The organism is Micromonospora sp. NPDC005806, assembly GCF_042871425.1.
Classification (GTDB): domain Bacteria; phylum Actinomycetota; class Actinomycetes; order Mycobacteriales; family Micromonosporaceae; genus Micromonospora.
Genome location: NZ_JBIAIL010000049.1, coordinates 1 through 26,474 on the forward strand (window position 1 = coordinate 1; position 26,474 = coordinate 26,474).

23 protein-coding genes and 1 pseudogene are annotated in these 26,474 nt (G+C 68.8%); 17 read left to right on the forward strand and 7 right to left on the reverse strand.

All coding sequences use genetic code 11. From position 1 onward, the window contains the following. The first annotated feature begins 188 nt into the window (after window positions 1-188). The 7 genes and pseudogenes from ACFYOS_RS31855 (at window position 189) to ACFYOS_RS31885 (ending at window position 7,882) form a co-directional block, all read left to right on the forward strand. A complete protein-coding gene (locus ACFYOS_RS31855; RefSeq protein WP_387149568.1) occupies window positions 189-920 on the forward strand; it encodes a hypothetical protein in 732 nt (243 codons plus the stop codon). A 130-nt stretch (window positions 921-1,050) separates the two neighbouring features. Then, the gene (locus ACFYOS_RS31860; RefSeq protein ID WP_387149571.1) at window positions 1,051-1,287 is read left to right on the forward strand and encodes a hypothetical protein; all 237 of its coding nucleotides are present in this window, start codon (window positions 1,051-1,053) and stop codon (window positions 1,285-1,287) included. Window positions 1,288-1,467: 180 nt separating this feature from the next. Continuing rightward, on the forward strand, window positions 1,468-2,700 hold the full coding sequence (locus tag ACFYOS_RS31865; RefSeq protein ID WP_387149575.1) for a MarR family transcriptional regulator: 1,233 nt from the start codon (window positions 1,468-1,470) through the stop codon (window positions 2,698-2,700). A gap of 76 nt (window positions 2,701-2,776) precedes the next feature. After that, window positions 2,777-3,313 (forward strand): annotated as a pseudogene (locus ACFYOS_RS31870) (DUF932 domain-containing protein); the annotation flags it as partial. A gap of 664 nt (window positions 3,314-3,977) precedes the next feature. After that, entirely contained in the window at window positions 3,978-5,711 is a 1,734-nt protein-coding gene (gene ltrA, locus ACFYOS_RS31875) for a group II intron reverse transcriptase/maturase (protein WP_387149578.1), read from the forward strand. A 93-nt stretch (window positions 5,712-5,804) separates the two neighbouring features. Then, entirely contained in the window at window positions 5,805-6,284 is a 480-nt protein-coding gene (locus tag ACFYOS_RS31880; protein WP_387149676.1) for a DUF932 domain-containing protein, read from the forward strand. A 515-nt stretch (window positions 6,285-6,799) separates the two neighbouring features. Continuing rightward, window positions 6,800-7,882 carry a C40 family peptidase gene (locus ACFYOS_RS31885; protein WP_387149581.1) on the forward strand — a complete coding sequence of 361 codons (1,083 nt, stop codon included), beginning with the start codon at window positions 6,800-6,802 and terminating at the stop codon, window positions 7,880-7,882. Between the two features lie 76 nt (window positions 7,883-7,958). Here ACFYOS_RS31885 and ACFYOS_RS31890 read toward each other — a convergent pair whose 3' ends face one another. Together ACFYOS_RS31890 and ACFYOS_RS31895 are read right to left on the reverse strand one after the other, a co-directional pair. Then, on the reverse strand, window positions 7,959-8,666 hold the full coding sequence (locus ACFYOS_RS31890; RefSeq protein ID WP_387149584.1) for a Clp protease N-terminal domain-containing protein: 708 nt from the start codon (window positions 8,664-8,666) through the stop codon (window positions 7,959-7,961). Next, on the reverse strand, window positions 8,666-8,884 hold the full coding sequence (locus tag ACFYOS_RS31895; RefSeq protein ID WP_387149586.1) for a helix-turn-helix domain-containing protein: 219 nt from the start codon (window positions 8,882-8,884) through the stop codon (window positions 8,666-8,668). Before ACFYOS_RS31895 ends, ACFYOS_RS31890 begins: the two co-directional genes overlap by 1 nt. Before the next feature lie 222 nt (window positions 8,885-9,106). Here ACFYOS_RS31895 and ACFYOS_RS31900 point away from each other — a divergent pair, with 222 nt between their 5' ends. Next, window positions 9,107-9,751 carry a GNAT family N-acetyltransferase gene (locus tag ACFYOS_RS31900; RefSeq protein ID WP_387149589.1) on the forward strand — a complete coding sequence of 215 codons (645 nt, stop codon included), beginning with the start codon at window positions 9,107-9,109 and terminating at the stop codon, window positions 9,749-9,751. A 71-nt stretch (window positions 9,752-9,822) separates the two neighbouring features. Here the strand turns inward: ACFYOS_RS31900 and ACFYOS_RS31905 are convergent, their stop codons facing one another. The 3 genes from ACFYOS_RS31905 to ACFYOS_RS31915 all read right to left on the reverse strand — a co-directional run bounded on the left by ACFYOS_RS31905 (window position 9,823) and on the right by ACFYOS_RS31915 (window position 12,587). Then, window positions 9,823-10,329: a hypothetical protein gene (locus tag ACFYOS_RS31905; protein ID WP_387149592.1), complete on the reverse strand. Its 507-nt coding sequence runs from the start codon at window positions 10,327-10,329 to the stop codon at window positions 9,823-9,825. A 1,011-nt stretch (window positions 10,330-11,340) separates the two neighbouring features. After that, a complete protein-coding gene (locus ACFYOS_RS31910) occupies window positions 11,341-12,096 on the reverse strand; it encodes a hypothetical protein (protein ID WP_387149595.1) in 756 nt (251 codons plus the stop codon). Further along, on the reverse strand, window positions 12,096-12,587 hold the full coding sequence (locus ACFYOS_RS31915) for a SigE family RNA polymerase sigma factor (protein WP_387149598.1): 492 nt from the start codon (window positions 12,585-12,587) through the stop codon (window positions 12,096-12,098). Before ACFYOS_RS31915 ends, ACFYOS_RS31910 begins: the two co-directional genes overlap by 1 nt. A gap of 277 nt (window positions 12,588-12,864) precedes the next feature. Between ACFYOS_RS31915 and ACFYOS_RS31920 the strand changes: the two genes are divergently transcribed. From ACFYOS_RS31920 to ACFYOS_RS31950, 7 genes are all read left to right on the forward strand, one after another. Beyond that, window positions 12,865-13,389 (forward strand): GNAT family N-acetyltransferase, encoded by a 525-nt coding sequence (locus ACFYOS_RS31920; protein ID WP_387149601.1) that lies wholly within the window; start codon window positions 12,865-12,867, stop codon window positions 13,387-13,389. Window positions 13,390-13,662: 273 nt separating this feature from the next. Continuing rightward, the gene (locus tag ACFYOS_RS31925; RefSeq protein WP_387149604.1) at window positions 13,663-14,010 is read left to right on the forward strand and encodes a YciI family protein; all 348 of its coding nucleotides are present in this window, start codon (window positions 13,663-13,665) and stop codon (window positions 14,008-14,010) included. Next, window positions 14,004-15,212, forward strand: coding sequence for an RNA polymerase sigma factor (locus tag ACFYOS_RS31930; protein WP_387149607.1), 1,209 nt, complete (start codon window positions 14,004-14,006; stop codon window positions 15,210-15,212). The genes ACFYOS_RS31925 and ACFYOS_RS31930 overlap by 7 nt, the downstream gene beginning before the upstream one ends. Before the next feature lie 293 nt (window positions 15,213-15,505). Beyond that, entirely contained in the window at window positions 15,506-16,303 is a 798-nt protein-coding gene (locus tag ACFYOS_RS31935) for a hypothetical protein (RefSeq protein ID WP_387149610.1), read from the forward strand. Window positions 16,304-16,529: 226 nt separating this feature from the next. Further along, the gene (locus tag ACFYOS_RS31940) at window positions 16,530-17,117 is read left to right on the forward strand and encodes a hypothetical protein (RefSeq protein WP_387149613.1); all 588 of its coding nucleotides are present in this window, start codon (window positions 16,530-16,532) and stop codon (window positions 17,115-17,117) included. Beyond that, the gene (locus ACFYOS_RS31945) at window positions 17,110-17,274 is read left to right on the forward strand and encodes a hypothetical protein (RefSeq protein WP_387149616.1); all 165 of its coding nucleotides are present in this window, start codon (window positions 17,110-17,112) and stop codon (window positions 17,272-17,274) included. The genes ACFYOS_RS31940 and ACFYOS_RS31945 overlap by 8 nt, the downstream gene beginning before the upstream one ends. Window positions 17,275-18,255: 981 nt before the next feature. Next, window positions 18,256-18,819 carry a helix-turn-helix domain-containing protein gene (locus ACFYOS_RS31950; RefSeq protein ID WP_387149619.1) on the forward strand — a complete coding sequence of 188 codons (564 nt, stop codon included), beginning with the start codon at window positions 18,256-18,258 and terminating at the stop codon, window positions 18,817-18,819. Window positions 18,820-19,495: 676 nt separating this feature from the next. Here the strand turns inward: ACFYOS_RS31950 and ACFYOS_RS31955 are convergent. Both ACFYOS_RS31955 and ACFYOS_RS31960 read right to left on the reverse strand, forming a co-directional pair. After that, window positions 19,496-20,044, reverse strand: coding sequence for a hypothetical protein (locus tag ACFYOS_RS31955; protein WP_387149621.1), 549 nt, complete (start codon window positions 20,042-20,044; stop codon window positions 19,496-19,498). A gap of 213 nt (window positions 20,045-20,257) precedes the next feature. Next, window positions 20,258-23,026 carry a transcriptional regulator gene (locus tag ACFYOS_RS31960; RefSeq protein WP_387149624.1) on the reverse strand — a complete coding sequence of 923 codons (2,769 nt, stop codon included), beginning with the start codon at window positions 23,024-23,026 and terminating at the stop codon, window positions 20,258-20,260. 162 nt (window positions 23,027-23,188) lie between these two features. Between ACFYOS_RS31960 and ACFYOS_RS31965 the strand changes: the two genes are divergently transcribed. Then, window positions 23,189-25,111, forward strand: a complete 1,923-nt coding sequence (locus tag ACFYOS_RS31965; RefSeq protein WP_387149627.1) for a hypothetical protein — start codon at window positions 23,189-23,191, stop codon at window positions 25,109-25,111. A 203-nt stretch (window positions 25,112-25,314) separates the two neighbouring features. After that, window positions 25,315-26,175, forward strand: a complete 861-nt coding sequence (locus tag ACFYOS_RS31970; protein ID WP_387149630.1) for a DUF4253 domain-containing protein — start codon at window positions 25,315-25,317, stop codon at window positions 26,173-26,175. Window positions 26,176-26,474 lie beyond the last annotated feature (299 nt).

Consider the following 26,474-nt stretch of genomic DNA (forward strand, 5'->3'; position numbering starts at 1 on the left):
GGACAGCGCCAAGACGGTACGACGTCAGCCGGACGGCCCTAGCCCGATTTTCACCCGCTCAGGGTCGCGCCACCAAGCGCACGAACTACTAACCCCTATCGCCTGAACACACCGACGACCGGTCGCAGCCCCGCTGCGACCGGCCCTCGGCATGCCCGCAACCCCGAGACCCACAAAGGAGACTTCCGATGTTCCTGACCGATCCGGCGCTTCGGCGCATCGCCGCCGACACCAACGACGTCCTCCCCGAGCACCTGTGGCGCCACGACACCGCCACCCTCGACCCGATCGGCGACCTCGCCCGCGTCCTGCACAAGACCGCCCGCGCCTTCACCGACAGCACCACCAGCCTCGACCAGGCCCTCACCCGCGTGGGTGTGCTCGCCGACACGGCCCGGCAAGGACTGGCCGCCCGAGCCGACCTGCACATGGCCGGCTACCACCAAACCCTCACCGACGCGCTCACCGCCCGCGAGCGGCACACCGTCCTCGGGACCGGACTCGTCACCGCCTACCGCGCCTGGCGCAACCACCGGCCCATCGGCGACGGGGACCAGCGGCACCTGCTCCTGCGGCGCAGCGACCCGTCACGTGGCGTGGCGACGCTGCGGCTCAAGGATCCGCACACCTGGCTGGTGGTGCCCGACGCCGAGGCCGCCACCGCCTTTGGCATCCCCTACCCGGATCGCATGGTCGGCGAGGTCACCGAGGCCGACCAGGGGTGGACGCCGACCGCGTACACCGACCCGCAGCATCTGCACATCGAGGCCGGCATGGCGTACCCGCTACCGGTGTGCGACGACCCCGCCTCGGCCTGCCGGTCGCTGCTGCGCTGGTGGCACCTGCGCCACTCCGACGCCTGGCACAGCCGCACCCCCGCCCAGCTCACCCCGGCCGAACTCGCCCACCTCGCCAGTTAGCAGACCCACACCCCGCGCCACAACGCAATCGATCACCCGGTCGCCCTGACAACCGGCCGCGCCCTCAGCCAGCACGCCGCCGCCCCATGCCGGCGCCGCGTCCCTTCCCCGGGCCGCTAGCGGCGGCGCTGTGGCAACCCCGGAACATGCTCCGGGTCGTCCCAGCGACACGGACTCTCGCTGTAAGCAGCAGCTCGCCGGGCGGACCAGCCGCGTACGCGTCGTCAAGTCCGACGCCGACCTGAAGGTCGACACCGGGCAGCTGCGCCTGTCCCAGGCTGACGCCGAGATCTACCGCCACCCTGCCGACGGCGGGCTCTACATCCTGCAGTCGGCGGCCGCCGAGCCCACCGACTCCGGCCCCTAACCCGTTTCGGCCGCATCACGCAACCCCGAGACCACCGGGCCGCAATCCAGCAATGCAGCACGGCAGCGCACCGCTGTACGCGCCTGCCGCGCTGACCGCTGCCCCGCGACCCGGCGCACCACCGCCCGGCACAACACCGTGCCGGGCATCCCCAACCCCACGTTCCAAGGAGGGAACCCGATGGAAAACCTGTCCCTGACCCCTGCCACGCAGGCCGTCCTCGATGCCCTGACGGATCTCGGTCAGGGCAACGTCCACGAACTGGCCGACAAGTCGGGCAAGGCCCGCTCGACCACCGACAAGGCGATCAAGACGCTGGCCGACGCCGGGGTGATCGTCGCGGTGGACACCGAGGCCGACTCCGCAGAGGGCACGCCGACCCAGTGGACCCTCGCGACCCCGGCCACCGACGCCGTGCCCGACGAGGTCACCGACTGCGGCGACGGACACACGGCCGGCGCGGACGACACCGAGCAGCTCGCCGACCCGGACCCCGACAACGCGCCCGACGAGCCGGACACCGGCGACACCGAACCGGCCGACCACCCGGGCAACGAGATCAACGGCGACGGCGCGGACGAGGCGACCGGCGAAGCGGAGAACGATACCGACGGAAATGACGCCACCGACAAGGCCTCGGACGACGACGCCGACAACGGCGACGCCGACGAGGACGGCGAGGGTCGGACAGTCACCGTTGTGCAGCCGACGCGTCCCGGTGACCGCAAGGTCATGGCCATCAAAGGGGTACTGGCCGACTACGGCGACGACGGCGCAACCCTCGACGTGATCGTGGCCGAGAGCGGCATCGGTCAGGTCACCGCCGCCCGCCTGCTCACCGTAATGGAGCAGGCCGACGCCGCCCGACGGCGGCCCGACCTGCCCGAACGGTGGATCCCGGGTCCGGCCAAGGCCAGCGAGGTCGACCCGAACCCGGAGCCGCCCCGCTGCCCGCTCTGCCTTCAGGTCATCCGCGGCGTAGCGAACACGCCCAGCGCCACGGCAGCGGTACTGCCGCTGATCCGGCCGGACGGCACGCTGCACGTCGTCGGCCCGGACGGCGATACCCACGTCGTCACTCTGCCCACCCGCCCGAGCACCCGTACGTCGGGCGCCGCACGCAGCGTGGGCCGGCGCGGCGACGTAACCGTCAACGCCGACGGCAGCCAACCGTTCGGCCGGGGCGAGCTGGAAAAGCTCACCCTCGACGTCCTTGCCGCCAACCCCGGCAGGGCGATGAGCCCGCAGGACATCGCCACCGCCATCGGCGGGCAACTCGGCCGCACCGTCAGCTCCGGGGCGGTGCGCAACAACTGCACCAAGGCCGCCGCCGCCGGCCGCATCCTCCTGGTCTCCGACACGCCGCTGACCTTCGCCTACCCGGCGCAGGCCTACCCCGCCGAGCAGTCCTGACCCACCAATCCCTATCCCATCGCCGGGGGCCGAGCCGTGCGCTCGGCCCCCGCAGCCGCATCGAGAGGAGCAACCCGTGCCGCACGAACTGGAGACGTTCGCGGACGGAACCACCGCCTTCGCCAGCGCCCGCCTGTCGGCCTGGCACCAACTCGGCACCGTCACCCAGGACACCATGCGCGCCGAAGAGATCATGGCCGCCGCCCGGCTCGGCGACTGGGGTGTACGCACCATCCGCACCGTCGGCATCGACATCGCCGACGGGGTTGAGGTGCAGATCCCCGCCGACGACAAGCGGATGACCGTCCGCCGCAACCCGGTCACCGGCGCCACCGAGTACCTGGGCATCGTCGGCACCGACTACACGGTGGTGCAGAACGAGCAGTGCGCCGAGATGCTGGACCGCCTCGTGGATGAGGTGGGTGGCGCCCACTTCGAGACCGCCGGCAGTCTACGCCGCGGCAAGAGCGTGTTCGTGACCATGAAGCTGCCCACGGCGATGGAGATCGTCGGGGTAGACCGCCTGGATCTCTACCTGATCGGCACCACCTCCCACGACGGCACCGCCGCCCTGCGGGTGGACGCCAGCCCCATCCGAGTGGTGTGCGCCAGTGCGGCCTGAAAGCCGCTCTACTCCAGTGGGATAGGTAAATAAGGAACGCCTATCCCCTCGCCAGTGACCAAGGGCGAGTCCCCTAGGAGGCGGGCGGTTCTGGTAACGGAGCCGTTCGGAGCCCTCCGAGAAAGAGACCTCGAGGCCGGGTGGGCCATCACCTGGCACAGGGTAAGGGGAAGGACCGAAGGATGAACGAGAGTGAACCTCTGACGAGGCCTCGTCAACGACAACGCCGCATGGTGCAGAACACGGCGGTAGGGCTACGGCTGGAAAGCCAACGTGCCGGCCAGTTACTAGCGCAACGGTCGGACGGTCACCACGGCCCCGGGGTATAGGAGGCATCCTCCCGGTCCGCATCTGGACGGAGTGGAACAGGACAACCCCGTAGCGGTCCAGGGCAACTTGGTAAGCCGGAGGCAACGAAGGCCGAATCCCGCTGCGGGCGAAGGAGAGTCCGAGAAGCGAACGCCACTGGGGCGAAAGCCCAGGGGAAAAGACGGAAAGCAAGGGGCACCTTGGCCCCCCGTCCATAACCCGGTGGATACGGGCACCTGAATGGCCCGGCTCGAAAGGGAGCTGACGCGGACTTGGTGGACCTTTGAAGAGGGCAACGCAAAGCGGCCAGCATCAAGAAACCCGATTAGGCGCAAAGGAGGTCGACATGACCGCAACCGTGGCCGTCGAGGCCCCCGGAGTGAAGAAGGACTTGAACGACACCCAGCTTTGGCACAGCATCGACTGGGCCAAGGCCGAGGATGACGTACGGCGGCTGAGGCAGCGCATCTTCAAGGCGGCACAGGACAACGACCTGAAGAAGGTCAGGAATCTACAGAGGCTGATGCTGCGCTCCCGCAGCAATCTGGTGGTCTCCATCAGGCGGGTGACGCAACGCAGCATGGGCCGCCGCACACCCGGCGTGGACGGGTTCATAGCACTGCGGGACATCGAGAGGGGAACGCTGCTCAGACAGCTCTCCGGCAAACCGAAGTTCAGCAAGCTGCCGGTGCGGCGGGTGCACATCCCGAAGGCGAACGGCAAGATGCGACCACTCGGCATCCCGACCATGAGGGACCGGGTCGAGCAGGCCAGGGTGAAGAACGCCCTGGAGCCGGAATGGGAGGCGCGCTTCGAAGGGCGGAGCTACGGCTTCAGACCCGGACGAGGGTGCCACGACGCAGTCGAGCGCATCTTCAAGACGGTATCGCGGAAAGACTCCCGCAGACTGTGGGTGCTGGACGCGGACCTGTCGAGCGCGTTCGACCGGATCAACCACGATCGCCTGCTGGAGACCATCGGCGATTTCCCTGCTCGCAGAGAGATCGAGGGATGGCTCAAGGCTGGGGTGATGGAGCACGGGCGCTTCGCCCCGACAGAGGACGGCACACCGCAAGGCGGCGTGATCAGCCCTCTGCTGCTCAACATTGCGCTACACGGTATGGGAACGGCCGCAGGGGATGATCCCTATCTCACCACTGAGCAACGATTGTGGAGGAATAGCCCCTTCCTGATCCGGTACGCCGACGACTTCGTGGTGCTGTGCACCACGAAGGAGGAAGCGCTGAAGATCAAGGCGGACCTGGCCGCGTGGCTGGAGCCCAGAGGGCTGGCGTTCAACGAGGAGAAGACCAAGGTCGTTCACCTCGATGAGGGCTTCGACTTCCTGGGTTTCAACGTCAGGCGGTACGACGGAAAGCTCCTGATCAAGCCGAGCAGGGACGCGGTCAAGAGGGTCAAGACGAAGATCCGGGGGATCGTGAAGGAGATGGCCACGGCCACCACCGGCGACCTCATCCGGCGTCTGAATCCTCTGATTAAGGGATGGACCACCTACTACTGCCATGCTGTGTCCAGCTGGACCTTCGACGGTCTGGATAACTGGATGTACTGGCGGATGATGCGGTGGGCCAAACGGCGGCACCCGATGAAGAGCACGGACTGGATCGTGCACAACTACTTCGGGCGCTTCAATCCCACCCGGACGGACAAGTGGGTCTTCGGCGAGAAGGAGACCGGCGCGCATCTGCGAAAGTTCTCCTGGACGCGCATACGCAGGCACGTGATGGTGAAGGATTCGGCCTCCAAGGACGATCCGACGCTGTCGACGTACTGGGCTGAGCGCACCAGGAAGGGCACGTACCCCCAGACAGACCGGCAGCTGAACGTCTACCTGGCTGCCCGGCAGAAAGGCCTGTGCCCGCTGTGCGGGCTGGACCTGATCGAAGGGGCCGCATACGAGCCCGAAAGCGTCCGCGAGTGGGCCGAATGGTTTCTCGCGACCGCCAGAACTGTCAACGCACACCATCTGACCTACCGCTCACGCGGAGGATCGGATCACAAGTCCAACCGTGTACTCATCCACTCCGACTGCCACCGGAAGCACCATGGTTCCGCATAAGGTGCCAGTCACGATTCCCGAATGCCGCCCCAGGGGCCCGCTTGAGCCGGATGCGATGAGAGTCGCACGTCCGGTTCTGAGGGGGGCCTCTGCCTGAGAGGGCAGGGGCCTACCCGACACACCCAACGCGCCGCCTTCGCCAACTCGGTCGGGCACTACACGTTCCGGCACACCTCCAACGTCAACTCTCAGATCAGCCAGGCTCGTGAGGCCCTGGGCCTGATGTGGAAGTACATGGAGACCTTCGAGAAGGCCGCCGAACGGATGCTGCAGACCGAGCTGCCGATGCGGGAGTTCGAGAACGTCGTTGCGCAGGTGTGGCCGGTCAAGGACAACGCGTCCGAGCAGACCAAGAACAACGCCAAGCAGCGCCTGGGCACCCTCAAGTACCTGATCCGCGAGGCCGACACCCAGAAAGCCATTACCGGCAGCCGGTGGGCCGGATACCAGGCCATCACCGAGTACCTCGACCACTACCAGCCCGCCAAGAACGCTATCGCCCGCGCCAACCGGGTGCTAACCGGCAACGTCGGCGACCTAAAGGTGGCCGCCTTCGACCTGCTCAAGGTCTGACCACCACTCCCCCACAACCACCGGGGCGGCGGTCACTCGTGCCGCCGCCCCGGCCCACAAGAGGAAGGGACACGCGCCCATGGCATAGCCGAGCACAGCCAACGCGGACCAGGCCCGGCGGCCAGCCGATGAGCGGGGCGTCCGCCACCCCCGCGACCTGCGGCAGCCGGTGTGCGGCCTACTCGCCGCAGACGTCCACACGTGGGAGACCGAGGACTCGCCGCGCATCCGGCACACCTGCGAAGACTGCTACACCCAGCTACCCGAAAGCTCAACGGCTCGACGCCCGCCACCCGCCAGTCGACGCCACGCTCATCGACCCGCTGCGGGCATCGCCGCGACCGCCACCACGCCAAGATCGACGGAGTCCTCGTCGGGGGTGTGGTCCGCCTCCGTCACCGTTGCTGCTGTCCCTTCATCCACCGCCTGCAGCAGGAATCTTCGCGCCACTGTCGCCGGCCGCGCATCCGCGCGGAGACCGGCCTCTTTTTCGTGCTCAACGGAAGGACAACAACATGCTCAAGATCGTCATCGGAGTTGTCACCGTCGTCGCCGTGGCCTGCTTCGGACTGCCCATGCTGGTGCTGTCGGCCGTCATGAGCGGCGGCTCCAGCGGATGCGGCATCGTCGCCCTGCCCGCCGTGCGTCCCTCCGAGCGACCGACCCCCACCGATAGCTGGGACACCGAACAACTGGAGATCGCCGCGACCATTACCGACGTCGGCGCCGCCAAAGGCGTACCCCGCTGGGGCTGGGTCATCGCGGTCGCCACCGGCATGCAGGAATCCGGCCTGCGCAACCTGCCACATCTCGGCGACAGCAACGACCACGACTCCATCGGCGTGTTCCAGCAGCGACCGAGCCGGGGCTGGGGCACCGTCGCGCAACTGTCCGAGCCCGCCTACCAGGCGGGCAAATTCTTCGACAAGCTCCTGACCATTCCCGACTGGGAGACGATGCCCCTGACCCAGGCCGCCCAGGCGGTCCAGGTCTCTGCCTTCCCCGACGTGTACGCCAAGTGGACCGACAATGCTTTGCACCTGGTGGAGCAGCTGACCAACACCCTTGCGGGCTGCGCCACCGATACGCCCGCCGCCCTCCCGGATGGATTCGCGCTCCCCGCCAACACACCACCCGCCGTCGCCACGGCCATCTTCTGGGCCGTCAACCAGCTCGGCACCCCGTACCACTTCGGCGGATCGTGCACCGACCCGCACTCCGGCGACCCCGACAAGCAATGCGACTGCTCGTCCCTCACGCAGGCGGCATACCGAGCGGCCGGCATCTCCCTTCCCCGCATCACGACCGAGCAGGTCAACGCCGGAAAGCCCGTGGCCAACCCAGCGCTCTTGCTCCCCGGCGACCTCATCCTCATTCCCGGCAGCCAAGGCACCATGACCAACCCGCGTCACGTCGGCATGTACCTCGGCGGAGGACTCGTCATTCACGCCCCGAAGACCGGCGACGTCGTCAAGATCACTCGGCTGAGCAGCTGGATCAATCAGATCGCAGCGCTTCGTCGTATCGCCGCCCCGCCGGCCCGTCGCGGCGTACCCACTGCGTCGGTCAATCCGCCCGTCCTCGGCAGGCCCGCATGATCGCGGAGCCTGGAAGTCCTCGAGCCAGAGATCCGGACATGCCGATGAGCGGTGGCCGCAGCAGCCGGACGTGGTGTCAGCCTGCGATGAGTGCGGCGACCGCGCCGTCCGAGGTGACCGTTCGCCCGGTCGTGCGCTGGTAGCGCCGGACGAGGTCATGATGGCGAGATCGTCGGCCGGCCCAGCGTTCGGCGCGCAGCAGCAGGTTGCGCTTCGGCGGTGGGAAGGCGCTTGCCAGCTCGACGAGTAGGGCCGCGGCGTTGACGCCGGCGGCGCGTAGTACCCACCCAGCACCGGGATCGAGCGCAACGAGGGTCATCGCGAGGTGTTCCGGACGGTGTTCGCGGTCGCGGCGGGCGAGTGCGAGCCGCAGTGATGCCTCGTAGGCTGCTTGGGCGTCGAGTCCGAGCGGCGGGCTCATGCGAGCGCAACGCCGTCGTGCTTTGACCGCTCCGAACGGCAGCAGCGGCTCGCCTGCGGTCGGCCGATCCAGAACGGCCGGACTCAGCCGTGACAGCAACCAGTCCACATCGATGCCGAGCGGTGCCAGGGTGTCGCGGTCGGCGGCGGCCCCAGCGCCCAGCGGCGCGGCCTGGCACACCATCTCCCGGACGGCCGCCTCGGTCGCGCCGAGCTGGCTGAGCACGGCGCTGACAATGCCACCCGCCGCGCTGAGGGCCAGCAGGAGGTGCTCGCTGCCGGCGCGGGGATGGCCGAGATCGCGGGCCATGGCCAGGGCACGGCCCACCGCACTGCGGAGATCGGGGTGATCGCCCTGGAACATCAGGCCTCCTCGTAACGGCGGTACTTGCGATGCACGGTCTGCTTGGTGACGCCCAGCCGGACGGCGATCTCCTGCCAGGACCAGCCGGCCCGTCGCGCCGCCGCGACCTGGTCGACTTCCAGCTGTTCCAGCAGGCGGCGAAGACGGGCCACCGCTCGCAGGGCGATGTCGGGGTCGCTGCCGCGTGCGGCGCGGTCAAGGTCGGCGATCGCGGACATGGCGTCAGCATATGCTGACGTCGAGCCGCTCGTCAACATATGCTGACGAAGACGTGGGCATCCGCTCGTGCCGCAGTCCGGGCGCTGACCTTCGTCGGTGAGCAACCGGATCTGCCGATGGGCAGGCATTCTTCCGCCCGCCCTTGGAGAACCTGGTTATGAAGACCGGTATCGCGTGCGCGGTTGTCCGGCCGCTCCTCATGACGAGGCAAGATGGCACGCATGTCCCTGCCGACCCCCACACTGCCTACCCCCACACTGCACACCGCTCGCCTGCGACTGCGCCCCTTCACCGATGCGGACGCGGACGCCCTCTTCGCGCCGCACAGCAGCGCCTACGTGCTGCGCTACTGGGACGCGCCGCCCTGGACCGAACGTGCGCGCGCCGAGCGGTTCATCGCGGCCTGCCGGCAGATGGCGAACGACGGCACCGGGGCGCGGCTGGCCATGGACCGTGTTTCCGACGGGGCCTTCATCGGCTGGTGCAGTCTGACCCGGTGGAACCCGGACTACCGCAGCGCGTCGCTGGGCTACTGCCTCGACGATGCAGCATGGGGCCACGGCTACGCGACGGAGGCCGCGCGCGCCTTGCTGCAGTGGGCATTCGACACGCTGGACCTGAATCGAGTCCAGGCCGAGACCGACACGCGCAACGCGGCATCTGCCCGCGTCCTGGAGAAGCTCGGATTCCTGCGTGAAGGGACATTGCGGGAGGACTGCGTCGTGAACGGCGAGGTATCGGACTCGTGGGTGTTCGGGTTGATCAGGCGGGATTGGCGGCCGTCCCCGGGCCGGTTACCGCCCGCTGAGTCCTCCTCGCTCGCAAGACAGCGCCCGGCCTCCGGAGGCTTCATTCCGCTGCCTTGATGGGTTGGCACAGTGCACTCTAAGTAGCCGCTGTCGGCGCGGAGCCTCCGACCATGCCGCTGTCGGCGCGCCTATGTGATCGGGGCGTTCGCCAGCGACACGACAGTCCCGACCACCAAGGCTGCCGCAACGGCCGGCATGAACCAACCCGGGCGCGCCCGGGCGCGCCACAGCGACCAGATGGCGACCAACGCGAGCAGGATGCCGAACACGATGCTGCCAACGTGGCCGAGGTCGGTCAGCGGCCGCGCCTCTTCGCACACGGGCGGGCAGTAGACGATCGGGAAGCCGTTGGTCAGCGCCGCCCAGCCGGCGCCGAGGATCCCGGCGCTGGCGACGCCGCTGCCGTTGCCTCGAGCGCCCGCCATGAAGGAAATCGCCCACCAGAGCTGGATGAGCGCAACGCCGACAAGCGTTGCCGCCTCGGTCAGAGTCAGCGTCCCGTGCAGGTCGAACAGGCCGACGCCGAAGTCGATGATGATGTGCAGCGCGCTTACGAACATCGTCGCCAGGCCGACCCAGAGCCATACCGGCATCCGCCAGTCGCGGCCGGACCACGCGAGTTGTTCGCTTCCCACGTACCCACTATCGACCATGCGAGGCGACCTGCCTATCTATGGCTCGGCTCGCGTCACTCATCTGGCCGCTAGTGTGCGGATCTGCCGAGATGAGTGCGTCACCGTTTGGCGGGGTAGCCGGGCTTAGGAAGTAGGGAGCAGAGCGGCGAAGGACTCGATAGCTTCAACCCAGCCGGCACCTCGTCCCACTCGGCGAGCCGAACCCGTCATGCGTATTGTCTGGCGGGTGAATTGGCGCTCACCGAGACCGGCCGTCATAGCGGCAGCGCTCGGTGCTGCCTTCGTCCTCTCTGCCGCCGTTTCGCTCAGCGTGCCAATCTTGGTCCAGAGCAGTGATGGTGGCAGCACTGCGGCAGAACCGACCGCCCCCCGAGCCATCACCTGTTTCCAACCCCCGCAACCGACCGGAGCGGTGCCCGATCCATGCTGGGACCTCGCCGTCGCGGCGGGCCGGAGCACCCCGAGCCAAGCGGCGCGGGAGACCGCCCGACTCGCCGCCGTTGAACTCCGAACGGAGTTGTCGGCCCTGATCGATCGGCAGCCGCCGGTCTGCGTGACGACTGCGGCCGGCGGACCCGGGCCATGCAGTCGCGACAAAATCGACGCCGGCGAACTGCGGAACGCGCTAAACCGGGTGGGTCTGGTCGACCATGCCGTACGACCCGCGCGGTCCGACGACATCACCGAGGGCAAAGGGCTCGTGTTCGCCGCGCGAGTTGGAGGTGCCTGCGTGCTCGGCTACGTGCTTCCCTCGAGCGAAGCGGCCGGCGTAGCTGGGACGCTGCACGATGGCACGTGCTTGCCCGTCTGAGCAGCCATGCCGCGATCGGCGCGATGAGGAGCGTGACCACCCAGCAGCAGCCCTCGGAGTGTCCGGACATGCCGAGATGAGTGCGCCTGATCTTGCGGGCCACGGCGTCATGCACGGGTCATCCGACCGAAACGCGCAGTCTGACTGGCCGTTCTGTCGGATGACCATGGACGCAACGGCCGCAGGCCGACGTCGCCATGTCAGTCGTCGGGCTCCACGGTGAACCACCAGTCACCGCTGACGTGAACCTGCAGCCTGACGCCGAGTCGTGTCTGCGTCCGCTCCTCTTGTGGGGCATCGGCCGGGGTGCCGGGAACGTAGGAGTAGTACCAGTTCCACCTCCAAGAGCTGTCGCGGAGGTGGAACGACGTGCCGGGGCCCCAGCCGCCCTCCTCGATCCGGTACACGTTCACGCCAGAGTGCTCGATCGCGCCGGAAACCCGGGTGAACGCAGCCTCGCTCTCGGTGTCGAACGGCAGCTCGGGGTCGTCGGCATTCGCGCAACCCGAGTCGCGGTCCCGGAACGCTCCGTGCGACCAGGTGAACACGCGGCACGCCGGATGACCCCACGCTGCTCCGTCGTTGATGTACCGGGTGAGTCCCAAGTCCTCGGCCACTGGCAGTACCTGAAGCTCCAGGTCCGCGACGTCGTCGAGCAGCCGCTGGCGCGGGTACACGGGCGGCTCACCCTGGTTCGGGAGCGAATCGATGTCATGCCCGCCAGGCATGGCGAACGTGCCGAAGCCGGGCAGCTCGATCGGGCCGACCGCCGTGAGTCCGACGACCGCGGCCACGACCGCGGCCACGCTGCCGAGCGCCCGCCGGCCCCGGCTACGGCGCAGCGCTCGTCGGGCGGCGGCGAGCGTACGACCGGCGTCGGGACCGGCATCCGGGTAGCCCGGGGCGCCGGCCCGCAGGCGGGCGACGACGTCGTCATCGTGTAGCCGGACGCTCATCACAGATCCCCTTCCGCGAAGATCTCGCGCAGCCGCGCGATGCCCCGCGCGTGGTGGGACTTGACCGTGCCGACCGAGATCTCCAGTTCGCGGGCAACTTCGGTCTCGGTGAGGTCGAGCAGGTGTCGCAGCACCACAACCCGCCGCTGCGCGAGCGGCAGCCGGGCCAGAGCCTGGACCACGGCGTTACGGGCGACGACGGCGCCCGCGTGGTCGGGCCCGGCCTGATCGGGGAGGGCGACCGGGTCGACGACGACCTCGCGACGGGTGCGCCGCCACCCATCGACCCGCAGGTTGACCAGCACACGACGCGCGTACGCCTGCGGGTCGCCGTCGCGCGCCACGCGCCAGGAGCGATAGGTGCGCTCGTAGGTGGCCTGGACCAGTTCCTCCGCCCGGACCGGGTCACCACACAGCAGCACAGCAGTGTGTAGCAGGTAGCGACCGGACGCGCGCACGAACTCGAGGAACTCCTCGTCACGCGTGCCCACTGCCCCAACCCGGAGGCGAACGGCCTCCGGTTCGCCAACCACCGTGGGCACCACAGAAGCGGGGCCTACGGCAGATGGTTCGCTGTCCATGCTCACACTAATCACCACGCAGCAGCATTACCGAACGTTGTCAACGGGCTGAGAAAAGCCAGGCGTCATGATCAGGCATCCGCACCTGCCGCCGACCGGCGCTACTTTCTGTCACGGTCGCCTGGCGGGCTGCGCCGCCCGCTCGTGGCGATGACAGGACGTCCTGCCTCTGTGAGAAGGTGAGGAGATGGCTTCCCCGCTGATCCGTTCGGCAAGACAGTCGGAGCTCGATGACTTGGCCCTGCTCGAGATCCAGGCTGGCGAGCTCTTCCACTCGGTTGGCATGTCAGAGGTGGCCGACCATGTCCCCGATCAGCAGGCCCTGAGTCGAAGTCAGCAGCAAGGGCTGATCTGGGTTGCCGAGGAAGATGGGAAGATCGCCGGCTACATCGTGGCAAGGGTGCTGGACGGTAATGCCCACATAGAGCAGGTATCAGTAGCTCCCACTCACGCTCGGCGGGGCATCGGCCGCCGGCTCATATCGCACCTCGAGACATGGGGCAGGCGCAACGATCGGCCGGCGACGACCCTGACGACATTTCGCGACGTGCCCTGGAACGGCCCCTACTACCGGACACTTGGGTACCGAGAGCTATCCGGCGCGGAGATCGGGCGCGAGCTGGCAGCCGCGATGCAACACGAAGCGTCGCTGCCCGGAATAGATGCTTCTCGTCGCTGTGCGATGATCAAGTGCAACGGCGACGCTTCTTGACGTGCGTCGTCAGGCGCCGCCGATGGTCGCCTCCCCACGAGCATCCTCAACTGCTGCGATCCGAGCGCTACTCACTGTCACGGTGATTGGGTCAGCGGTCGCTCGGTAATGCCGATGAGCGTGCGCCACGCGCGTGTGTGCAGCGTGGACGATGATCGCCTACCGAACGGCCTTGCTCTGATGGGGGCCGGATCGGGTTTTCGGTGTTGAGGTGTCGATTTCGCGGCTCGCCGTTCGTCTTACTGCGAACCTGGTACCGACGAGGAGGTAGCCATGAAGTACGTCATGCTCATCTACCAAGGCCCGGCGCTCGAACGGCAGGCCGCGCTCATCGAGGAGGAGCAGAAGCAGGTCTACGCCGACTACCAGGCGATCAACCAGACACCGGGTGTCACCCCCGTACCGCCGCTGGGACTCGCCGAGAACGCGACCACCGTGCGGGTCGAAGGAGGCAAGACCCTGACGACCGATGGCCCGTTCGTCGGGATGAAGGAGGCCGTGGGCGGTCTGTTCATCCTCGAGGCCGACGACATCGACGCGGCCATCGAGGTGGCCGCTCGCGTCCCGGCGGCACGTTATGGCGGAGCCGTCGAGATCCGGCCGTCGGAAGTGTATTGGTAACGGCACTTGACGAGATCTTCCGCGACGAGTGGGGGCGCGTCCTGGCCACCCTCATCGGCGTCCTCGGCGACTTCGACCTCGCCGAGGACGCCGCGCAGGAGGCATTCGTCATCGCCGCCGATCATTGGCCACGCGACGGCGTGCCAACCAATCCGCGCGCCTGGCTGATCCGCACGGCGCGTAACCGCGCCACCGACCACATCCGTCGCGACCGAGCTTTCGCCGCCAGGCTGGGCCTGCTCGTCGCTGCCCAAGAGGTCGAGATGCCCGTGGACACCACCACGTTTCCTGACGAACGCCTGGAACTCATCTTCACCTGCTGTCACCCGGCGCTCGGCATCGAGGCGCAGGTCGCGCTCACGCTGCGTACCCTCGGCGGCTTGACCACCGACGAGATCGCCCGCGCCCTGCTCGTCCCGGAGCGCACCATGGCGCAGCGTCTGGTGCGGGCCAAACGCAAGATCAAGGCGGCGGGGATCCCGTTCCGGATCCCGCCGGATCACCTGCTCCGCGAGCGTCTCGACGCCGTACTCACCGTCGTGTACCTGATCTTCAACGAGGGTTACGGCGGTCGCGACGAGCTCGCGGCCGAGGCGATCTGGCTGGGACGTGCACTGACCGAACTGCTTCCCGACGACCCCGAGGTTCGCGGGCTTCTGGCGATGATGCTCTTGCACGACTCCCGCCGCGAGACGCGGTTCAACGACGGCGAACTGGTGCTGCTCGAAGATCAGGACCCGTCACGGTGGAACACCACGCAGATCGCCCGGGGACGCGCCGAACTCGACCAGGCGATCGCTTTGGGCGGCCGCGGGCCCTACGTCCTGCAGGCTGCGATCGCCTCGCTGCACGCCGAAACGCCCTGCGACTGGGCGCAGATCGCCGCCCTGTACGGCGAGCTCGCCCGCCTGACCGCCTCGCCGGTCGTCGAGCTGAACCGTGCCATCGCCGTCGCCGAGACGGAAGGACCACAGGCCGGTCTGCGTATCGTCGACGAACTCGGTCTGGATGACTTCCGCTATCTACACTCAACCAGGGCCGAACTGCTGCGACGGCTCGGGCGCACCGATGAGGCGCGCGACGCTTATCGACGTGCGAGGGAACTCACCGACGATGGAGCTGAACGCCGCTTCCTCGAACGCCGGCTAACGGAACTTGCCAACAGAACAGGTTCCGGTAGCGACCCGGCGGCACCGGAGTGAGTCCTGACCAGGGTCCTGGCCTAGCGCCAGTTGACGGCCAGCCCTACGCCCCCTTCCCGGGTGACCGGCGACATCGCCGCACCTGTGCCGGTGCGGCGTCGGATGCCCACCCTTGTTACCGAACACCCCGCGCCTCCCGGGTGGGCGTGCAAGCGACGCGACTGCCATGACCGTGTTTCTCAATGCCCCGGGTCGCGCATGACGAAGCCGCCCGTGTCGGGTTGTCGGCAGACTTGGCCAGTGGCCCCGGTTTTCCGCCAACCTGACACGGGTGTCCGAGACAGGGGTGGGCTGTGGGTCGTGAATCCGGTACCGCCGTCGGGACAGCCGGCGTCCGGGTCGCGGCAGTCGTCTTCGCGCTGACGTGGCTGGTCCTTCCCGGTTTCGGCCTGCCCGACCTGGCGGTGACGTGGGACCCGGCCTGGGCGGTGGCGCTTGAGGCCGGCTGGGGACTGCTGTTCACCGTGTTCGTCGCGGCGGCCTTCGTCCGGATCGCCGCGTGGCCCCGGCGGTCAGCACCCGCCGTTGTGCAGTTGCTGTGCGTCGCGGCGGCCCTCGCGGTCTCCGCCGCCGCCTCGCTTGAATGGGCCTTGGTACTCGTCGCCCTGGCCGTGGCCGGGGAGGCGCTCGTCGTGGCGTTCGCGCCCGGGCGCGAGCCGCTCACGACGGGCGGTGTCCGGATGGACCGGCCGCTGGCCGTCCTGGCCGGGCTCGGCGCGCTGCCCTGGCTGGCGTACGCCCACACGATGTACGCGGCGAACCGAGTGGGGCTGCCCGAAGACGTCACTATCGGGATCGACCACTACGCCGTGCAGGGCGCGGTGGCCCTCGTCCTCGTGGTGCTGAGCGGGACGGCAGCGTGCTGCGTGCGGGGCCGGCGGTTCGTCGGGGCCGGGGTCGGGCTTGTGGCCGCCTATCTCGGTCTCGTCTGCCTCGCCCGGCCCGGCACGCCCGGCGGGTTCGGGCCGGTCTGGTCGGCGCTGAGCATGGCCTGGGGCATCGCCCTCGCCACACTCGCCACCGTCCGAAACGCGCGTCCTGGCACCACCCGAGGCGCCAGCCGGGAGGGTGCCACACCGGCGAGCGCGTGACACTCTGGCTAAACGACCTTGAGTTATCTCCCGCCAATGTGGCATGCCCAGAACATCAGTCTGCCCGAGTCCCATACCCGTCGTCGCAGCGGTCGAGGCGGTCCGGGGTTGCCTCCGGCGGGCCAGTAGCTCCGATGGCGACGATCAGGTCTGGCCGGGGTGCGGCCTGGGCGGGCGGTGCGTTCTGGGCCCTGGTCCAGAGCCGGAATGCGAGAAGATCGTGCCCATGACTGGGGGCTGGCTGGTTCGCTACCGCGCCGGGGAGCGCGGGCAGGTGTGGGATGAGCTGGCGCAGCTCGGCGATGTGGTACGGGAGCCTGATGCGCTGGAGGAGGTGCAGCTCGTCTGTGACGAGATGGTTCGACGCGCGCGGCACAACGTCGAGGTGATCGTGGAGCGGTTGATTCGTGACGGGTATCGGTTCCACGCCAACGATGATGAGCAGACTCCGCTGATACCGCATATCCCGCCGACTCCTGCGGCCGTCGAGTATGCCGCCTGGCTGCAGGAGCGGTTCGGTCCAGTGCCGCTCACACTGCTGTCGTGGGTGCGCATTGTCGGGGATGTCTGGCTCGTCGGTACACATCCGGACTGGCCGCTGTCTGCGTCGGCCGATCCGCTGGTGATCCAGGTTGAGGGTTCGCACTATCCTCACTCGTCTATGCGTTTCCACTACGAGTATGAATGGGAGCAGTGGGGCGATCGGAGTGCAGACGATCCCAATGCCAGGCCGTTCCAGCTGACCCTGGCGCCGGACCCGGTACCACAAGGACAACGTCAGCGGTGGTGGTCCGTACGGCATGGTGGTGCCTGATGCTCATGCCGACGGGCTGTTCGTCGCGGAGGCGACGATGCCGTTCGTGCAGTACCTTAACTGGGTCTTCCTCCGCGGCGGGTTCCCATTCTTGACCGGTTCGAGCGACGCGCTGCAGATCACGGACGCCCTCGCCGAGGATCTCCTTCCGCTGTGAGACCCGGTGGTCGGCCTTGCATGCCCAGCGCACGCATCTGGCGAAATCGCGCCGGTGCGTCGATACAGCGTCGTGCTATCTACTGTCCGTCCGAAACACGCTATCCCCACGGCTAACGCCGGGGGTCTGCGCGCTACCCACTTCGATCAGGTGCACCAGACCTCCGGCCCGCAGAAGGCCGCCGACCAGCGCTACCGCGTCCCGCTGCGGCAGCTGGATCGGGCAAGGACCGCGCCGACCAGGGCTGGTCGGCTCCGTGGACCGGCCGGGCGGCGATTCACTCCCCCGCCGATGGATCCAGCGCCAGGGCGATGTCGGCCAGGTGCAGCCGGGATCCGCCCGTCGGGCAGCCGGTCCGCGCCGCTGACTGCCTGCGGCTCGGCCGAGGTGGTGGCAGAGCCGCCGGCACGCGTTTTGTGACCTGCGGTGACGTGCGGTGCGGTGACTCCAGCACCAGGACGGCGGCCCGGTCCAGCAGTGCGTTCAGCCGCCGCGAACCCATGCGTCGTATCGCTCAGCGCCTGATCTGCGGCGCCGATGACGTCCGCCGGCGGTGCCGACCGACGTGGCTTGACCCCGGCGACGGATTGAGCGTTGATCAGGTCCGCCGGTGGCTGATCCGTCGGCGACAGTCCGCAACATCAACCAACCGCCCGACAGGGCCTGCTGACGAAGAGGCGCAAGCGATGGCCGGTCCTGCGTGGGGCCCACAAGCTCCGCCATAGATCGCTGCCGTGAGCGATCGCACGACCGGCCATCACCGCCATCCTGAGGCGGCGTGCCCGCCCCCGCGGCTGCCAGAAGCGGGCTCTCACGCCGATCGCCGACAGATTGCCGGGCCGCGGTGAAGAGCGCCGCAGCAAGGCCGTTCGCATACGTAACGCACCGCCGCGCCGGAAGTGCCGGTGGTTTCCACCCAGAGATCGGCCCGGGGCGCCACAACACGCGCCGCGGACCCTGACGGACGGAGATCCGCAAGCCATGAGTCAAGCCGTCAAGGCTGCACTGCTCACCACGAAAGACCTTGGGAAGAACGAGCGAGCGGTGGCCATCGCCATCGCCGCCCACGCCAACCATGAGGGCAACGCCTGGCCATCCGTGGCCACCCTCGCCGAGTACGTCGGCTGCTCCGAGCGCACAGTGCAACGATGCCTGGCCAAGCTCGTGCAACTGGGTCGTCTCGTCGTATCGAAGGTCACCGGCATCGCCACCCGCGTCTATCGACTGGTACATACGAATCGACGGACCACAGCCGCGGCGGGGGTGACAGAACAACCGGCGGGGGTGACAAAATCGCCTGCCCAGGGTGACAGCCAGAGTGTCACCCGAAGGACCGAAGACCAATTAAAGGGCGACGCGCCCGTGAGCGCTCCGGGGTGGCGGCAGCTTCTCCCGACGAGCCGGCGGGCTCCGGTGCCAGCCGGGACCGACTGGCGGCGCGCGGCCACGCCAAACGCCGGCGGCCGGTGCCAGCGTCCTGGGCATATTGGTCAGCCCGCTGGCCGCTGCGTCCCCTGCCGTTCCGAGGCGATCGAGCGCAGGTGAACGGCTCGACGCCAGCGCGGCATGGACCCCGCATCGGAGCCCATGCCGCTGCCACGGCGACCTCACCGTCACGAGACCACGGCGGCGGAGAGCCGCCAGGCTCAGCCGCAGTTGCCCCAGCTGTACCGGCCGGCGCTCTGCCAACTGGTGGAGTACAGAACCTCACCGCTGTACTTGACTTCCTCCCCACGCTTGAAAAGCGGGGGATTCCCGTGGCTCGTGGCGTGTTCGCGCCGGGAGCCGTTCGGGTGGTTGGCGCTTCGCGGACCTGTGCGATGGCCGGATGGGATCCCCTCACCTCCGCGCAATCAAACATCGACAGCTGAGCCACTGGTCGCTGGCAGAGCCACCAGATGCGTGCCAACCTCGCGTGGTGTCGGCACTCACCAACATCGCGCCGGCGCCAACGTGTGATGGTGCCGGCCTCGACCTCCAACCGGTGTCAATCGAGACCTACAAAGCCACGTCCGAGATCGCCGGCGGGTCACCGACCTCAAGACCGGCCCTGTGAATCAATCCCACGCCCGATGAGACTCCTGGTCCGGGCGATCGCTGGCGAAGCCCCGCGCTAAGGGCCAGCGCCGATCAGGTGGTGATGTCGGCGTACGAGTTCGGATGCTCAGATAGGTACGCGTGAACGCGCCCAGGTGGATATCGTCCGCTGACCTCCGGGCCGTTACTGTCCGCGTTGGCGCGGTCCCCACCCCGGCAGCAGCGGCGGAAGCTCGGCAAGCGGTCGGCGCGGCGGTTTCGGCGGCTCTGACTCGCCGTCGTCGCCGTCCCAGCGCCGGCCATACTGATCGGGCAAGTCACCCCACCCGAAGTACAGCATCGGCCCGGCAGGCAAACCGCCGAGCGTCTCCAGCGGGTCGATGCGGGACTCGGCGACCGTGCACAGGTGCGCCCAGTCGTCACCGAAGTCGAACACGTACGCGAACTGCTCGCCGCCACCCAGCCGGCTCAGCTTGGTGCGGTCGCTGTCGATGCTGCCCTCGGGCGCCTCGCCATCCCACAGCTCAAGCGGCGTGACCTGGGTCTGGTCGGCCATCGTGAACATGTGCATGTGGGCCAGGTCCCAGCGGGCGAACGCCAGGTCGATCGCGTCAGCGAATTGGGCGAACGTATGTGACCGGCTCGCGGCGAAGACCCTGCCAGGTCGCGGCCACAGGTCGATGCCACGGCCGGAGACCAGCTCGACCCGTACGGACAGCCAGGTACGCGCCACCGATCACCCTTCCACCGAGAACCGCGCGGTCCGCCAAATACTAGGCAACGCCATCGACACCGACCCCAGGCAGGGCCAGCGGTTGGGCACGTTCAGCTGTACCTACCTGGGCACCGGAAGTCGTTTGCCGACAGGTGGTCGGTCGGCCCCGCCCAAGAGGCCTACGCCTTCAATCTGGACGCCGGCACCTGCCTGCGTCAGGGCTGATCGTGCTCACGCCTCGACCAGACTGTTGCGAAGCTGGTTGGCGAGCGTGATGGTTGCTTCTTGAGGTTCGGCGTCGATGCCGGCAAGGGCTTTGGCCAGGGCGCGCAGCAGGGTGCGGATGCCGTCGGGGTCGCCCAGGGCGTGGCGGGTGTGCATGGCACGGGTGTAGAGGGCTTCGTTGTAGCGGTCGAGGCCGATGGCCTTGTCGAGCAGGTCGGATGCGCTCTGCGGGTCGGTGTCGATCAGGTCGTCTGCGAGCAGCAGGTGGGCTTCGGTACCCCATCGGCGGACGGTCTCCCGATGCGGCTGGAGCCACTCGTAGTCGTTGCCGTCGGCCAGGGGCGCGGTGTAGAGGTCGCAGGCGGCGGTGAGAAGGTCGCGGCGGCGGGGGCCGCTGGCGATGGCAGCCGCACGCAGCAGGTCCCGCAGTGTCCAGAGGTCGACATCGACGGTGGCGGGGTCGATTCGGTAGCGTCCGGCGGTCTTGATAAGGTAGGCCTTCTTCGCGTCAGCGGTGCCGGCACGAGCGAGGACGTGTCGTAGGTTGCTGGCGTTGGTGTGGACGCGCTGGTCGGCTTGGGTGATGCGGGCGTCTGGTTCGAGGTATTCGCCGATGTCGCGGGTGCTCATTCCGTCGGGGTGGCAGGCCAGGAAGACGGCCAGTTCGAGGGCCTTGGCCCGCAGGGGTCGGCCGGGTCGGGTGATGTCCTCGATCCGCGGCTGCCCGAGTACCCGCAGTCGTGCCTTGCCGGCGATGGCGTCGGCGGGCGGCGTGGTGACGGGGGTCGGCCGGTCGGAGGGCTTGGTGGTGATGCGGCTGGCATGCAGCGGGACGACCGTGACCGGTGGGCCGGGCGACGCGACGGCGGGCGGTTCACCGGTCTGCGCCTCTCGCAGGGTCGTGAGAATCTGGAACGCCGCCTCGGATTCGAGTACGGGCAGGCGCGTTGGCAGCGGTGCGCTCTGCTGGCCGGACACGATGTCGGCGTGGCCGTCCGTGGTGACTTCGAGGGTAGGGCCGTGAGCCCATTCTCCGACGAGTAGGGCGGACACGCGTAGGTCTCGGCCGAAGGCGAGGACGGCTTCGGCTCGCGTGCGGGCATCGGCGGGTGGGGTGTGGGCGATGAGCATCAGGGGTGGCAGGACTTCGTCGTCGGGGGCGTGCTGGTGCAGGGTGTCCAGGTCGGTGAGGGCGTGCTCGTCGAGGATGCGGCTGCGGTGTAGAAGTTCGGCTTCGATCCTGGTGAGTGCGTCGGCGATGGTGTCGGAGATGTGCAGCCGTGGCCAGGGCTGAAGGGCGGCGGTGTCGGGGCCGAGCAGTGTTGCCAGGGTGGCGGCGTCGATGACGACTTCACCGCGTGTGTCGGGGTGGTGCGGGTCGCCGGATGCCAGGGCCGCGACGAGGGCGGCGCGGGCTGCGGCGTGCGCGCCGTCACCGACGATGCCGGTCGTGCCGGTGGGCAGTGGCGCCAGGTCGGGGACGACGGTAGGCGGCTCGGTGGCCTGGCTGTCCGGGTTTGGCAGTTCGGTGTTGCGGGCGACGGCGCGCCGCAGGCGGAGTACGGGTGGCGGCAGTTGCGTGGGCGGGTCGGTGTCGGGCTCGCCGGTGTAGCGGCGGCGGCGCTGTGCCCAGACCAGCACGGCGGCTGCGCTGATCGCGGCGGCGAGCGACCAGGGCAGCCAGTTGGCTGGTGACAGCTGCACACCGTGCTCGTCGGTTGCTCCGGCCGAGCTTCGCGGGTCGCTGGCTGCTGGCGAGGTGGACGGCGACGCCGTGACGGTGGGGGTCGCGGGCTCCGCGGACGGGCTGGACTGCCCGTGAGTTGCCGGTGCAGAGCTGTCGGGGGCGGTGGCTGCGCCCTGTTCGTTCGTCGTGGGCGACGGGGTGGGGCTCGACGCGTCCCTGGGGGTGCTGGGCAGTGGCGAGGGGGTGACAGTCGCCGGCGGTGGCGTCGGCGGACGGGACGGGGCCGGGGCCGCCGGGGTGGCAGTCTGCGGTGGGCGGGCGTCAGCGGGCAGCCGCAGGTCCCAGCCGGGATAGATGAGGTCGCAGTCACGTAGGGTGCCGCCGGGTCGAGGGAAGTGGCGGTGCTTGTTCAGGCGGCAGATCTCCGGCCACCGAGCGGCGTCGCCAAGCCACTCCTTGGCGATCTTGGACAGGGTGTCGTGTCGTTCGACGGTGTAGAGGTAGCGGGTGTCGGCGACCTGGATCAGGGCAGGTCCTCGCGCAACGGCTTGCCGAGGAATGACCCCCACATCATCGGTCGAGGCGACAGCCGCGGGCGACCTGCTGCCGCCGTCAGCGATGTTGAGGTTGCCGACGGAGGTGACGGCGATCGCCGCGGTGCCGGCCAGGCCGAACACGAGCCGGTGCAGCGGCGCGGGAAGCCGAAGGACCGGGTTCCGCCACCGAGCTGCCAGCGCGAGCAGTTCAGCAACCAGCAGCAGCGCCAGCGCAGCCCACAGCAGCCACAGCGCCCAGATGGCCACACCGGTGAGAACGGTCGGGGTGAACCGTCCGCTCGGCTCATCGAACCACGCCACAACCTGCCGCCACGAAGGCAACCGCTCTACGGGGTTCCCGCCGAAGAACAACAGCAGTGCAGGTGTCCCGCCCAGGAAGACCGCTGCGCCCAGGACAGCGCGGATCACCCGGACCACGGTCGCCGCCCGTCCTGCCGGACGGCGAGGCGGTGACGGGACGCGCGGGGTGTAGACGGTGGGGCGCACGTATTCGGCCAGCCGGTCACGTCCGTCCGAGGACTCCTGCGGCACTGTGTCCCTCCCCCGCGACCGACGCTGAGCCTCCTCCCCAGATACACCACAACGAGTGGTGATGACCATCCCGCGACGAAGGAATCTCACGATGCGCGCACAACTGATCACGCGGCGAGACAGTGTTTGACGGTCCACTCCCCCATCGGGAGACTGCGCCACATGCCAAGCGGGGGCATCCGACTATCGATAGACCTCAGCTCGTCGGCCATCGCCGCCACCATCGACCGGTACGACGCCCGGATTCCCGTCATGCTCAACGGCCGCCTCGTCATGCCGCACGGCGTCACTCTCGACCCCGCCGGCCACCTGCGCGTAGGCGTAACGGCGCCACCTGAGCCTTCAGCCAGCTACCAGTTCATCCGCGAACCACTGGAGTTGCTCGGCACAACTAAAACCGACCTGCAGGTCGACGTGATGCAACTGCTCGCCGGGCAGCTGTGGCACGTCGCCGACCAGGCTGCCCGCCAGGCCGAAGGACCCATCACCGCCCTCACCGTGACTATCCCCTCGGGCTGGGGACCACGCCGACGTGGACACCTCACCGACGCGGCGGCCCGCGCCGGCCTGCCTCTCCCCACCATGGTCACCGCACCAGCAGCACTAGCCGCCTACGCCACCGCCGACACCACCCCGGACGGCTCGTGTCTGCTGATCTGCCAGGCCGACCGGCACCCGGTCACCCTGACCGCCCTCCAGGTCAGCCCCGACGGATACCGCGAACTCGCGACCCATCCGATCAACCCCACTCGCGACCTGGACCAGGTGCTCGCCCAGCGAATCGTTGACGGCAACGCCGCGGACGACGACCCGCTAAGAGCCGAGACAGCCCAACCCACACAGGGACAAGGCGGCGCAACACTGCTGGAGTCCGTCCGCCAGGCCAGACATCTCCTGACCACTCAGGACCGCGCGCCAGTCCTACTCCCTGCGCCCCGCAAGCCCGCAGTCATCACCCGCGACGACGTCGCCGCCGCCGCCCAGCCCCTCCTCGATGAGGTGGACGCGGCTGTTCATGACGTCCTCGACGCGGCCGACGTGGACCGCCAGCACCTCGGCGGCGTGATCCACCGCGAAGCCGAAGCGATCCCCGGACTGCGAGACCGGCTCACCGCAGCTACCGGCCTCACACCCATCACCCTCACCGGCCACTCCCACGCCCTCGCCGACGGCGCACTGACCCTCACCGCACCCCACCATCAGGCAACAGCCACCGCCGCCGACACCCAACTCCCACGAGTTCGACTCCGCATCCGGGACCTGACCAGCGCCCTTCTTCTCGGCGCCTGCTCCCTCGCCCTGCTCCTCCAAGCCATCTTCAGCGCAGACATCAACACCACCTACGCTCTCCGAGTCGTTGGTGTCCGCCTCTCCCTTCCCGAGCTCGGGGCCGCAGGCGCGCTGGCCATGCTCACCGCGTTCGCCGTGGCGCACCTCGCCCCCACCACCTGGCTCGCCGGAGCACCCACCACCTCCACGCCCGAACCCGCAACCGGCAGCCTCATCCGACGCGGACAGCTCGCCGCCGCCGTCGGCGGCGCAATCACCGCCGCCCTCTACGGCCTCGCCACCGGCACCGCCCTCGAGTTCGACTACAGCCCCTACCTGAAATGGACCCTCGGCTCCGCGCTACCCCTCGCAGCCTGCGCCGCCGCCATCGCGGCCACCGCAACCCGGATCCCCGCCCATGCTCTTCCCGCCTGGCTCGCGCGCACCCGACCAGCGGTCCTGCACGCCGCCATCGCCACCACCGGCATCTACCTCATGCGGGCCGCACTCACGCTCACCCCTCCGGTCGACGTGACCGGCACGGCCGGCCTTGTCGCCAGCGCCGGCGCCGCGCTCATCGGCGTCGCCACCGCCCTGACCGCCATTCGAAGCCGCACCACCCGCGCCATCACCGCACCGGGCCTCGCCATCGGCTACGCCATCGTCGTCACTTACGACACCAACAGCGCGCTGATCGTCGGATACCTCGTCGCCCTCACCTGGTGGGGCATTCAACTCACCGCACACACACTGCGGCTCGCCTTCCCCACCGCAGAGGCAGCCCTCCGTCGCCTCATCGACGGACGAAACACCTGACACTCCCTGCAGCCGACACCGCCGTAGTGACGGACCGGGATATGAGCACAAGCAACACCGCAGCCGCCACCTGTACGTGCTCAAGGGGCCTCATCTACTGCGGCCGGTGCGAGCGCCGGATGCAGGGCCGGCGCTCCAACGGCCAGCCGGTCCCCCGGATGCCAGCACGCCGCGTCGCGTCGATGATCGGAGACACTTCCACTGTGCGAAACGACCTCGACCAGATCGAAGCGGCGTTCGTCGGCACGCCACTGGCCGGCCTGCCGATCGGGCACGGCCCGTCTGGCACCGTCCTCGTCGCCGACATCGACCCCAATCGCCTCCACGAGGCCTGGCAGGCTGCCGACGCACTGGTGCCGGTCATCGGACGCCGGCCCGTCATGGTCACCGACGACTTCGACGACACGCTGAGGATCCGGCCCGAGCCCGAGCCGGGTCCGTCGGAGTCGGAGCTGCGCGCGTTCGCCGAGGCGGCCGAGTCTTCCGAACCCTGGCTGGCCTACCGCCACTACAGCGAGGACGACGAGGTCGACCAGGGCGAGGTCGAGTACTACGTGCGTGGCATGGCCGGCGTCGACCTGGACCTGACGGCCCTGGTGTCGGATGTGGCGCTGCCGACTCCGCGTCAGGCGCTGGAGAGGGCGCTGTACGATCGGCTGCTCGCCGACGCCGACCTGTACGCCAGGGTGCTTGGCAGCGTGCGGTTCGTGACGCAGACCGACTACTGGTACACGCCTGACAGGGTCCTGCTCATGTTGCTGCCCACCAGCGACGTCCACAGCTCGGGGTACTGGGTGGACTTCTACGGTGCGCTCACCCGGGAGCGCCAGCGGACGCTCGCCGAGGTGTTGGCGCAGTGGCGTCACCGGTGGGATGCCCGCCTGGTCGCGTCGTGGGGCACCATGCTGCAGTTCCAGGTGGGTCGTCCCCCGGCACCGGGTGACGAGGCGTGGACCGCGGCCGGCCAGCTCAAGGCGCTCGCCCCGAACCTCGACCTGAGCCGGTGGGAGGTCGCCGTTGCCTTGCCCGCCGGTGACGCATGGTTCGTGCACAACCGACCCTGACAAACTCGACCAAACCGTGACCCGCCGAGCTCGGCCGTGGGGCCCTAGCTCGACCGAGCCCCCCCCCTCATCGACATGTGCGTATGCCGGCCGAGTCAGCACTTCCTGACGCCGCGTAGCACGCGGATCGCGGCCAGATCCGTGCGCCTTCACGCGCGGCCGGGGCATCAAAGGTGTGCATCTGACCTCGGTCCTAACGCACGGCCGGTGGTGGAGCAGGACAGGTGGTGGCGTCAGGCGTGCTGTTCACGTCGCTCGTGACGTCGTCGGACCGCGTCACTAGTCAGGATCGTCGCCCG

Excerpts from the sequence above, each read along its gene's own strand:
- ACFYOS_RS31900 (WP_387149589.1), top strand. The coding sequence starts at position 9,107 with ATGTCCCTGCCGACCCCCACACTGCCTACCCCCACACTGCACACCGCT.
- ACFYOS_RS31940 (WP_387149613.1), top strand. The coding sequence starts at position 16,530 with ATGACTGGGGGCTGGCTGGTTCGCTACCGCGCCGGGGAGCGCGGGCAG.
- ACFYOS_RS31890 (WP_387149584.1), bottom strand. The coding sequence starts at position 8,666 with ATGTTCCAGGGCGATCACCCCGATCTCCGCAGTGCGGTGGGCCGTGCC.
- ACFYOS_RS31925 (WP_387149604.1), top strand. The coding sequence starts at position 13,663 with ATGAAGTACGTCATGCTCATCTACCAAGGCCCGGCGCTCGAACGGCAG.
- ACFYOS_RS31965 (WP_387149627.1), top strand. The coding sequence starts at position 23,189 with ATGCCAAGCGGGGGCATCCGACTATCGATAGACCTCAGCTCGTCGGCC.
- ACFYOS_RS31895 (WP_387149586.1), bottom strand. The coding sequence starts at position 8,884 with ATGTCCGCGATCGCCGACCTTGACCGCGCCGCACGCGGCAGCGACCCC.
- ACFYOS_RS31950 (WP_387149619.1), top strand. The coding sequence starts at position 18,256 with ATGAGTCAAGCCGTCAAGGCTGCACTGCTCACCACGAAAGACCTTGGG.
- ACFYOS_RS31865 (WP_387149575.1), top strand. The coding sequence starts at position 1,468 with ATGGAAAACCTGTCCCTGACCCCTGCCACGCAGGCCGTCCTCGATGCC.
- ACFYOS_RS31885 (WP_387149581.1), top strand. The coding sequence starts at position 6,800 with ATGCTCAAGATCGTCATCGGAGTTGTCACCGTCGTCGCCGTGGCCTGC.
- ACFYOS_RS31920 (WP_387149601.1), top strand. The coding sequence starts at position 12,865 with ATGGCTTCCCCGCTGATCCGTTCGGCAAGACAGTCGGAGCTCGATGAC.
- ACFYOS_RS31910 (WP_387149595.1), bottom strand. The coding sequence starts at position 12,096 with ATGAGCGTCCGGCTACACGATGACGACGTCGTCGCCCGCCTGCGGGCC.
- ltrA (WP_387149578.1), top strand. The coding sequence starts at position 3,978 with ATGACCGCAACCGTGGCCGTCGAGGCCCCCGGAGTGAAGAAGGACTTG.
- ACFYOS_RS31855 (WP_387149568.1), top strand. The coding sequence starts at position 189 with ATGTTCCTGACCGATCCGGCGCTTCGGCGCATCGCCGCCGACACCAAC.